At 46.3% G+C, this 8916-nt stretch carries 15 protein-coding genes; all 15 read left to right on the forward strand.

Annotation, left to right across the window (positions count from 1 at the left end; translation table 11 throughout):
- On the forward strand, positions 1-556 hold a 556-nt coding region (locus H5072_RS05640), incomplete at its 5' end, for a glycoside hydrolase family 108 protein (RefSeq protein WP_182692945.1).
- The gene (locus tag H5072_RS05645; protein WP_182692946.1) at positions 556-819 is read left to right on the forward strand and encodes a hypothetical protein; all 264 of its coding nucleotides are present in this window, start codon (positions 556-558) and stop codon (positions 817-819) included. The genes H5072_RS05640 and H5072_RS05645, both read left to right, overlap by 1 nt.
- Positions 809-1090, forward strand: coding sequence for a hypothetical protein (locus H5072_RS05650; protein WP_182692947.1), 282 nt, complete (start codon positions 809-811; stop codon positions 1088-1090). Before H5072_RS05645 ends, H5072_RS05650 begins: the two co-directional genes overlap by 11 nt.
- Positions 1080-1526, forward strand: coding sequence for a 3TM-type holin (locus tag H5072_RS05655; RefSeq protein WP_182692948.1), 447 nt, complete (start codon positions 1080-1082; stop codon positions 1524-1526). Before H5072_RS05650 ends, H5072_RS05655 begins: the two co-directional genes overlap by 11 nt.
- Positions 1523-1744 carry a TraR/DksA C4-type zinc finger protein gene (locus H5072_RS05660; RefSeq protein WP_182692949.1) on the forward strand — a complete coding sequence of 74 codons (222 nt, stop codon included), beginning with the start codon at positions 1523-1525 and terminating at the stop codon, positions 1742-1744. The genes H5072_RS05655 and H5072_RS05660 overlap by 4 nt, the downstream gene beginning before the upstream one ends.
- A 1-nt stretch (position 1745) precedes the next feature.
- Positions 1746-2060, forward strand: coding sequence for a DUF2730 family protein (locus tag H5072_RS05665; RefSeq protein ID WP_182692950.1), 315 nt, complete (start codon positions 1746-1748; stop codon positions 2058-2060).
- A complete protein-coding gene (locus tag H5072_RS05670; RefSeq protein WP_182692951.1) occupies positions 2047-2259 on the forward strand; it encodes a hypothetical protein in 213 nt (70 codons plus the stop codon). The genes H5072_RS05665 and H5072_RS05670 overlap by 14 nt, the downstream gene beginning before the upstream one ends.
- 11 nt (positions 2260-2270) lie before the next feature.
- On the forward strand, positions 2271-2570 hold the full coding sequence (locus H5072_RS05675) for a hypothetical protein (RefSeq protein WP_182692952.1): 300 nt from the start codon (positions 2271-2273) through the stop codon (positions 2568-2570).
- 3 nt (positions 2571-2573) lie between these two features.
- Positions 2574-3170, forward strand: a complete 597-nt coding sequence (locus tag H5072_RS05680) for a DUF3486 family protein (RefSeq protein WP_182692953.1) — start codon at positions 2574-2576, stop codon at positions 3168-3170.
- Positions 3163-4767, forward strand: a complete 1605-nt coding sequence (locus H5072_RS05685) for a terminase large subunit domain-containing protein (RefSeq protein WP_182692954.1) — start codon at positions 3163-3165, stop codon at positions 4765-4767. The genes H5072_RS05680 and H5072_RS05685 overlap by 8 nt, the downstream gene beginning before the upstream one ends.
- 157 nt (positions 4768-4924) lie before the next feature.
- Positions 4925-6490, forward strand: coding sequence for a DUF935 domain-containing protein (locus H5072_RS05690; RefSeq protein WP_182692955.1), 1566 nt, complete (start codon positions 4925-4927; stop codon positions 6488-6490).
- Positions 6491-7972, forward strand: a complete 1482-nt coding sequence (locus H5072_RS05695) for a phage minor head protein (RefSeq protein ID WP_182692956.1) — start codon at positions 6491-6493, stop codon at positions 7970-7972.
- Positions 7969-8163: a hypothetical protein gene (locus H5072_RS05700; RefSeq protein ID WP_182692957.1), complete on the forward strand. Its 195-nt coding sequence runs from the start codon at positions 7969-7971 to the stop codon at positions 8161-8163. Before H5072_RS05695 ends, H5072_RS05700 begins: the two co-directional genes overlap by 4 nt.
- Entirely contained in the window at positions 8163-8615 is a 453-nt protein-coding gene (locus tag H5072_RS05705) for a phage virion morphogenesis protein (RefSeq protein WP_182692958.1), read from the forward strand. The genes H5072_RS05700 and H5072_RS05705 overlap by 1 nt, the downstream gene beginning before the upstream one ends.
- Positions 8616-8655: 40 nt before the next feature.
- On the forward strand, positions 8656-8877 hold the full coding sequence (locus H5072_RS05710; RefSeq protein WP_182692959.1) for a hypothetical protein: 222 nt from the start codon (positions 8656-8658) through the stop codon (positions 8875-8877).
- The last annotated feature ends 39 nt before the right edge of the window (positions 8878-8916 follow it).

Consider the following 8916-nt stretch of genomic DNA (forward strand, 5'->3'; position numbering starts at 1 on the left):
TCCCAAAATACAAGCGACGTTTGCCCCGTACTCGCTTAAATTTGCCCAGTGTATATTACCTATCTTGTATTTAGAGGGGGGCTTGCGCGGTGATGGCGGGTTAAACAACGTAGCATCAGACCGTGGTGGCCTTACAAAATACGGCATTAGCCAGCGCGCATACCCAAACCTAGATATTAGAAATCTAACCCTTGCCCATGCTGTACGCCTTTATCACCGTGACTACTGGCGTGCTATGTACTGCGAGCAAGTCCCCGCAGGTGTTGATTTTATGCTGCTCGATGGCGCAGTACAGCACGGCTCACCTGCCATGACCCAATTAATCCAGCGCCTAGTTAACTCAAAGCCTGATGGCCGCATGGGGCCAAAAACTCTAGCCGCCATTTTAGAGCGCCCATTCCTTAGCCTCATTGTACTGCTTAGCGTAAACCGTGGTCGCAAGTACGCCCGTATTTGTGCAAACGATATCCGCCAAAAACCAAACTTAGAGGGCTGGTATAACCGCCTAGCCCATGTAACCGAATTTGCAGTGAACCAGCATAACGAGGTGGCCTAATGGGTAAAAATTGGGATTGGTCATATCAAAAAGGCCGCGAAAAACGCATGGAGCAAGAAGTAGATGCGCGCATGCACAACATGCCATTCGACCCCCGCAAAATACCAATGCATAGCCACTGCGGCACCATGCAAAGCCACTTTAACAATGGCTGGCAATCTGTTCGGGCTGTAGATATTCAGCTGCGTGTAGATGGTCAGCAAAGTTACAAAAAAGCCCGCGTAGCGCTTAAAAAACGCTTTGGAGAATCCAATGGCCGCTAGAGTAAAACCACTCACTACAGCACAAAAAACCGCAATTAAAGAGCTGGCGCTTACCTTAGTGTTTAGCGAAATAGAGCAGCATGTAGTAAAGCCAAGCTACGAAGAGGCAACAGGTAAAAAATACGACTCACAACACCCCGAATCATTTACCAACAAAATGTTAGACAGCAATCCCAAAGCTAAACAGGTGTGGCAAGCGTTGCAAGACGCAATTAAAAAAGAGCACAAGCGCCAGCACAGGCTTTATAAGGAGGATGACAATGGCAATTAAAAACTGGTTTAACGTGGTCGAGCCGATCACTAATTTAATTGATGATCTGTTTACTAGCGACGAAGAGCGCCAAGCTGTTACCAACGAACTTAAACGCATTGAAAACGCAGCACAAAGCCAAGTGTTAGAGCTTGAGGGCAAAATTGTCGAGCTACAAGGCAAAGTGCTAGAGGCTCAATCGCAAATTATTACCGCAGAGGCCAAAGGTGAAAGCTGGTTACAACGCAATTGGCGGCCAATCACCATGCTTACATTTTTAGTGTTGGTGTGCTTTGACTCATTTGGTTGGTTGGCTTTTCGCTTATCAGCGCAGGCATGGGATTTACTCCAACTAGGCATAGGTGGCTACGTTATTGGCCGCACCGTCGAAAAAGCAGCACCAGGCGTAAAGCAAAGCATTAAGAACGTAATTGAAAAAGTAAGGAAGCCAAATTGAGTAAACTCGACGACGCACAAAAAATAGAGCAACACCTACTAGATGCCGCGCTATCCATTCAACGAGAAAAATCAAACAAACCAGGTGCAGAGTTTATGCACTGCCAAGAGTGCGGCATTGATATACCAAAACAGCGCCGTGAAGCAGTTAAAAACTGTAGCACCTGTGTTGATTGCCAATCACTCATTGAAATACAACAACAGCATTACAGGCATTAGCATGGAATTTATTTTGGAGTGGCAAAAGGCATTTATAACCGTTTGTTTAGCCATAGTTGGCGCTGGCGCACTGGCATGGTTACGCAGCACTTTTGTGACCAAAAAGGTGCATGAGGTGTTAGAAAGCCGTTTAAGCGCCGTAGAAAAAACAGTAGAAGACCTGCCCAATGCCGACGACCTACACGACCTTGATAAACGCCTAATAGAAGTTAGCGGCAAAATTGATGGCCTAAATCCACAGCTCACCGACCTAAAACGGTTAACCGACTTATTAATGGAAAACGAACTTAGAGGTACGCGTAGTGGCGATAGTTAACGACAAGTGCCAATGCGGCGTAAAAATCACGGTACTTACAAAGTCGGATAAAACCGAGGCTTGTTATAAAAACATACCCGCTCAGGTTGTCACCACCGACGATTTTAATACAGGCATAACCGATTACACGCTGTATCGATGCATGAAATGCGGCGAACCAGTAGAAGAAACCGTGCCAGCCCTTAAGCCCCACCCATAGGAAAAAACACCATGGCATTTTTAGAAGTCCAAGCCGAGCACCAACGAATTAGCATATTAATAACGCTTAAAGAATCCGCCGATTTTGGCGCTAACACCAGCATGCTAGCCGATGTACTACAGCGCTATGCACTAGGTTGCAGTCGCGATCAGCTTAAAACCTTACTCAATTGGTTAGAGCAAAACGGCTATATAACACTCGATAAACTCAGTGCTAACACGTGGGTAGCCCGCATTACGCAATCGGGCATAGACGTAGCCGATGGCATTAGTGTTGTTCCTGGCATTAAACGTCCAGGGCCACGAGGTTAAACCATGAGCGACTCAATCCGAAGAGGCCAGCCCAGCAAAGTAGACCTGCTACCCGAAGACATTAAAAAGCAGCTTGACTCAATGCTCCGCGATAAACGCTTTAGCCAGGGCGAAATACTCGACGCCGTAAACAGCCTTATTATTGAATCGGGCTTAGACGACGGCGCAACCATTAGCCGCAGTGGCCTAAGCCGCCATGCACAAAAAACAGAAGCCATAGGTCAAAAGCTGCGGGACCTGCGCGAGTCAACTAAAGCGCTTACCGCAGAGCTTGGCGATAAGCCAACGGGGGACACCACCAAGCTTATTTTAGAAATGGGCCGTTCTCAGTTGTTTCGGGCTATGCAGCAACAAATGATGAACCCCGACGACGACGCAGCGGTAGACATAGACACCATAAAAGACGCCATGCTAGCAGCCCAGCGCCTAGAGCAAACTGCCATGGCGGCACACAAACGCCAGCAAGAAATAGAAAAAGCCTACGCGCAAAAGCTCGCCAAAGACCTAGACCAAAAGGTTAAAAACGAAAACTTACCGCAAACCGCAGACGACATGCTGGCCTTTTTCAAACGCGATATTTTAGGGCTAAAGCATGACTAGCACAGCGCAAAGCGTTACCCAAACCAACGAGCTACCGCTTAGTAAAGTGGCAGGTTCGTTAGCGGTTGCCATGGGCACCGACATACTTTTTGGTTATCAAAAAGCATGGATGGAAGATAAAGCAATAATAAAAATTGCCGAAAAGTCACGCCGTACAGGGCTAACCTTTGCCGAAGCGCTCGACGACGTACTAAGTGCTTGTGCCAGTAAAGGCGCGCAAAACACCTATTACCTTGGCTCAGATAAAGAAATGGCTAAGGAGTTTATAGACGCCTGTGCATTTTGGGCGCAAAAGCTCAATATGGTTATGGGCGAAGTCGAAGAGGGCATATTTGAAGAAAAAGACCCAGACGGCACAAAGCGCTCAATCAATACCTTTGAAATTAAATTCCCTAGCACCGGTAAAAAAATAGTAGCGCTAAGCTCTAACCCGCGTAACTTGCGAGGCCGCCAAGGCAACGTAGTAATAGACGAAGCGGCATTCCATGACAAGCTAGACGAAGTACTAAAAGCCGCCATGGCATTGACCATGTGGGGCGGGCGAGTACGTATTATTTCGACCCATAACGGCGTAGATAACCTATTTAACACGCTAATAATCCAAGCCAGACGGGGTACTAAAAAGTATTCAGTGCATCATATTCCGATTGATAAAGCGCTAAAACACGGCCTATATAAACGTATTTGTTTAGTGAGTGGGCAAACGTGGACGCAAGCCAAAGAAGACGAATGGCTTACTAATCAAGTTGATTTTTACCCCACAGCCGATGCCGCAAACGAAGAGCTTTACTGCGTACCAAGCCAAGGCGCAGGGCAATACTTAAGCCGCCGCTTGCGTGAACGTGCCCTAAGCGATGAGTGCAAAGTACTGCGCTACACAGCCCCTACTGATTTTGAAAGCTGGACCGAAGAGCAGCGCGTAAAAGACGTAGCCACTTGGTGCGAACAAAATATAGACGAGCTTATAAGTAGGTTAAATCCTGATCTAACTCACGCTTTTGGTGAAGATTTTGCCCGTAAAGGCGATCTGTCGGTATTCAGTATTGGTGAAATAAACCAAGACACCAGCCTAACCGTGCCCTTTATGGTTGAGCTGCGCAATGTAACCTACGAGCAGCAAAAGCAAATCATGCTGTATATTTGTGCCCGTTTACCAAAACTGCGCGGCCTAGCGTTTGATGCCACTGGTAACGGGGGTTACTTAGCCGAAGCCGCAAGCCTTAAATACGGCACCGAGCTAGTAGATAGCGTGCATTTATCACAAGCTTGGTATCGCGAGTGGATGCCAAAACTAAAAGATTATTTTGAAACCGATAATATAACGCTACCAAAAGATCAGGACGTACTAGACGACCTAGGCCAAATCAAACTTAAAAATGGTATTGCTCAGGTAGATAAAGGTAAAAATACGGGCACCGATGGCAACAAGCGCCACGGAGATAGCGCCGTATCAATCGCTATGCTAATACGTGCCGCTGAAATGGACGGCAGCGCCATCGAATTTACGCCACTACCAAGCAAAGCCCAGCAAAGTGCTAACAGCTTACGCCCCGATCACAGTGACGACCTAGCAAGCGATCGTAAAGCAGCATGGTAGCGCGGCGATTTAGGATTTTTTATCAAGAGATATTCACCGCCCAAGTACAGCAATTAGACATAACCGCCGCCAGTTTAGCCAAGGCCCACCAACACACCTTAACGCTTGATATATACGTGCTAAGCATTAAGCCCATCATTAAAGTTAGAGTAAACCCATGAACAAAATAGTAGATATTCACGGCAACCCAATTAAATCAACCGACTTTAAGCAAGTACAAACCGATCAGGATAGCCGCATTGGCATGCTAATGCGTCAATTTGCTGAACACCCAAGTGAAGCGCTTACCCCTGCTAAGTTATCGCAACTATTAAAAGACTCAGAAGCTGGAAACTTAGCAGCCATGGCCGACCTAGCCAAAGACATGGAAGACAAAGACGGCCACCTATTTAGCGAACTAACCAAGCGGCGCAGAGGTTGGCTTAAATACGATTGGTCAGTAGAGCCGCCGCGCAACGCGACTCCACAAGAGGAAAAAGACGCCGCAGCAATTCAAGAAATATTAGAGGATGCCACATGGCTAGACGACCTGCTTTTTGATTGTAGCGACGCAATACTAAAATCGTTCTCAGCGAATGAGCTTACTTGGCAATTTGACGACGGAATGTACCTAGTATCAGGCTATGAATTTCGCGACCAAAACCTATTTAAAACCCACCCCGACAACCGCAACCAGCTTATGCTGCGCGACAACAGCTACACAGGCCAAGCACTCAACTCGTTTGGTTGGTGTGCCCATGTTCACCGTAGTAAATCGGGTTACATACACCGCACCGGTTTAACCTCAACGGTGGCATGGCCTTACTTATTTAAAAACTATTCAATACGTGACCTTGCAGAGTTCCTAGAGATTTACGGCTTACCGCTTCGTTTAGGTAAATACCCCAATGGCGCAAGTGATGATGAAAAAGCCACTTTGTTACGTGCCGTGCTTAGCATCGGTCATAACGCAGGGGGTATTATCCCAAAGGGTATGGAGATTGAATTTCAAAATGCCGCTAATGGGCAATCAGACCCGTTTGAAGCCATGATCAAGTGGTGTGAAACCACCCAAAGTAAAGCCGTATTAGGCGCAACGCTCACCAGCCAAGCCGATGGTAAAACCAGCACTAACGCCCTTGGTAACGTGCATATGGACGTACTAAACGACATAACAGAAAGCGATTTAAAACAAGTAGCTAACACCATTACGCGCGATATTATCTACCCAATGCACGCGCTTAACTCTAAAAGCTATTCAGGCACGCGCCGCATTCCACGCTTTAAGTTTGATACCAGCGAACCCGACGACATCGCATTATTAGCGCCAGCACTTAAAATACTTACCGAAGTTAACTACCCAATACCGGCTAAATGGGTAAGCGAAAAAACCCAAATACCATTACCTGAAAAGGGCGAGGCGATATTAAGCTTAACTCCAGTAGCAGCAATAACAGAGCCATCCACAGCACTTAAAGGCTTTGCTGCGCTTAAAAATGAACCGCAAAAAGACAACGCCGATTTAGTAGCCGAGCAGCTGGCCACTCAAGCACAAACCCACTTAAACAGCATGAGCGACGCTGTAACCGAGCTGATTAAAAATGCCAGTAGCCTAGAAGAAATACGCGACGGCATACTTGAATTAGAGCCACAAATAAGCACAGAGGGCTTTACTGAGCTAATGGCAAAGGCTATGGCAGCCAGTGAGTTACTGGGCGCGCTAGAAGTGGATGAGGGCCGTTGAATGGCTGTTAGATACGGCTCGTTACCATTTGATGATGGCATTAACTTTTTTCGGCAAAAACTAAATACCCCAAGCTCTGGCTGGGATGATGTATGGCAAAACGCTCATAACCGCGCGTTTATGGTTGCAGGCGTAACCAAAGCCGACATGCTTAACGACTTTTACACCTCAGTAGACAAAGCTATAAGTGAAGGTAAAAGCCTGGGCTGGTTTCAAAAAGAGTTTGATAATATTAAAGCGCGTTACGGTTGGGAGCATAACGGCCAGAGTGCATGGCGTAGCCAGTTAATATACGAAACCAATATACGGCAAGCCTACAACGCAGGGCGTGAGGGGCAAATACAAGCACTTAAAGCAAGCCGCCCTTATGCACTATACAAGCACGGCGATAGCGAAAGCCCGCGCGTACTGCATTTAAAATGGAATAACCTAGTATTACCGGTAGATGATCCATGGTGGGACACCCACAGCCCACAAAACGGCTGGGGCTGTAAATGTAAAAAGTTTAGCCTAAGCGAACGTGAGCTTAAGCGCCGTGGCCTAACCGTAGGCACAGCCCCCGATAATGGTAATTACACCTGGACAAATAAAAAAACAGGCGAAGAATTTGAACTACCACGCGGGATTGATCCGGGTTTTGACTACACCCCAAAAAATACAGCCCAGCTAACAAGCCAGGCTAAAAAACAAGTGGCTGACAAGCCACCGCTTAAACAGCGCGTAGCAGATTATCAAGCAAGCCGCATTGTACCATCGGCTTACAGCACCGCTAAAAACGTCACCGCGCTAAAGCTCGACCCATTACTAGCAATGCTCGATAGCGAAGTACTTAGCGGCTTAAACAGCTTTTTAGACGCCAAGCAAACTAAAACCCTGTTTGTAAAAAGTAACGAAATGAGCGCAGGTTCTAAAGCAAATGCAGCCATTCGTAGTGACGTAGGCGAGTACTTAGGCGTAGACGACTTTTACGCCCGTATGCAATACGCCACCCGTAACCCTAAACGGGTAGGCGGGTTTACCTCAGTGGGTTTTGAGCACGTAGTAGTAAAAGTAAAAGCCAGCCAAAACCTAGCCAAAGTAAACATGCAAGCAGTGCAAGACACCGCAGCGCTTACCGTCAAGTTGGCAGCTAACAACGCAGGGAAATACAGTTTTAAGCACAATGGGCAAATCTTAAAACGCGATCACACAATATCAGATACACTTAATACACTGGATAAAAACGAAGCCCATGCAGTGGTAGCCACATGGCTACACGAACTAGGCCACCAAGTGCATTACTATGCAGGCGCACCTGCCTTTTTAAAAAATGCCTTGCCCGTAACCTATTACGGTGCCGTCAATAAGTACGAAGAATTTGCCGAGGCATTCACCGCCTGGGCGCTTGCCCGTAACGAACTTAAAAAATGGCAACCGGAGCTTGTAAGCTGGATAGACCAACTAGTAAAAGATGCCGCCAAATCACAGGAAAAAAGACGATGAAATTAATCGAACAAGCGCAGCAGCTGCTAAGGCAAACCCCGTATACCATACAAACGTGTCGCGAGTTTGCACAGCTTGAGCAACAAGCCAAAGGCAAAGAGGCCAACCAAATAGCCGACCTACTCCCCGCGCTTATTGCAGGGCTAGACCAGCAAACACACCTAGAAGCATTTAACGAAGGGTTAGTGTAATGGCAGGTGCTAAAATACAAATAAGCACCCAAGGCGCACAAGCAGTAAGCGGTGTGCTCACCCAACTGGTAAAAAACTTAGACAATCTCGCGCCAGCGTTAGGCAATGTGGGCGAGCATTTAATGTTGACCCACCGTGATCACTTTGACGAGCAACGCAGCCCAGATGGCGACCCGTGGCAGCCACTTAGCCCAGACTACGCCAAGAGTAAAAAAAAGAACAAAGATAAAATACTTAGGCTAAACGACATACTGCGCGACACGTTCGCTTATAACGTAGGGGACGAATCATTAGAGTTTGGCACAAATATGGAATACGCTGCTATCCATCAATTTGGTGGAACTAGCGATATGATACCCCGTTTAGCCGCCATATCAGCAAGGCCGTTTTTAGGCTTGTCACAGGATGATGAGAAAGAAGTTATTGAGATCATGCATGAATTTCTTATATAGTCTTGGAAAATTATTTAAAAAATTAGGTTAAGGAAGACTTTTGGACGTTTTAGAGCGGAAATTAATAAAATTAAAGAGGCTGATTCAAAGTGTTCAGTCATCAAAATTAGTAAGATCAGATAATACTCATAGCCTTGTTAAGGGTATTAAAAGGCTAACTGATAATATGTCAGAGACTGTACATCAGCTATCAATTCCGATTTTGCAAGATGGAAGACTTCCTGAAAAAGAAAATATGGAGGAGCTTAATGAGTTTAAATAGTATGAATATTTAGAAAAATTAGAAAAAATAAAAATTAAT

It is taken from the genome of Pseudoalteromonas sp. SR45-5 (assembly GCF_014163565.1).
Lineage (GTDB): Bacteria > Pseudomonadota > Gammaproteobacteria > Enterobacterales > Alteromonadaceae > Pseudoalteromonas > Pseudoalteromonas distincta.

Coding starts and splice junctions, on each gene's coding strand:
- H5072_RS05645 (WP_182692946.1), top strand. CDS start 556: ATGGGTAAAAATTGGGATTGGTCATATCAAAAAGGCCGCGAAAAACGC.
- H5072_RS05650 (WP_182692947.1), top strand. CDS start 809: ATGGCCGCTAGAGTAAAACCACTCACTACAGCACAAAAAACCGCAATT.
- H5072_RS05655 (WP_182692948.1), top strand. CDS start 1,080: ATGGCAATTAAAAACTGGTTTAACGTGGTCGAGCCGATCACTAATTTA.
- H5072_RS05665 (WP_182692950.1), top strand. CDS start 1,746: ATGGAATTTATTTTGGAGTGGCAAAAGGCATTTATAACCGTTTGTTTA.
- H5072_RS05675 (WP_182692952.1), top strand. CDS start 2,271: ATGGCATTTTTAGAAGTCCAAGCCGAGCACCAACGAATTAGCATATTA.
- H5072_RS05680 (WP_182692953.1), top strand. CDS start 2,574: ATGAGCGACTCAATCCGAAGAGGCCAGCCCAGCAAAGTAGACCTGCTA.
- H5072_RS05685 (WP_182692954.1), top strand. CDS start 3,163: ATGACTAGCACAGCGCAAAGCGTTACCCAAACCAACGAGCTACCGCTT.
- H5072_RS05690 (WP_182692955.1), top strand. CDS start 4,925: ATGAACAAAATAGTAGATATTCACGGCAACCCAATTAAATCAACCGAC.
- H5072_RS05695 (WP_182692956.1), top strand. CDS start 6,491: ATGGCTGTTAGATACGGCTCGTTACCATTTGATGATGGCATTAACTTT.
- H5072_RS05700 (WP_182692957.1), top strand. CDS start 7,969: ATGAAATTAATCGAACAAGCGCAGCAGCTGCTAAGGCAAACCCCGTAT.
- H5072_RS05705 (WP_182692958.1), top strand. CDS start 8,163: ATGGCAGGTGCTAAAATACAAATAAGCACCCAAGGCGCACAAGCAGTA.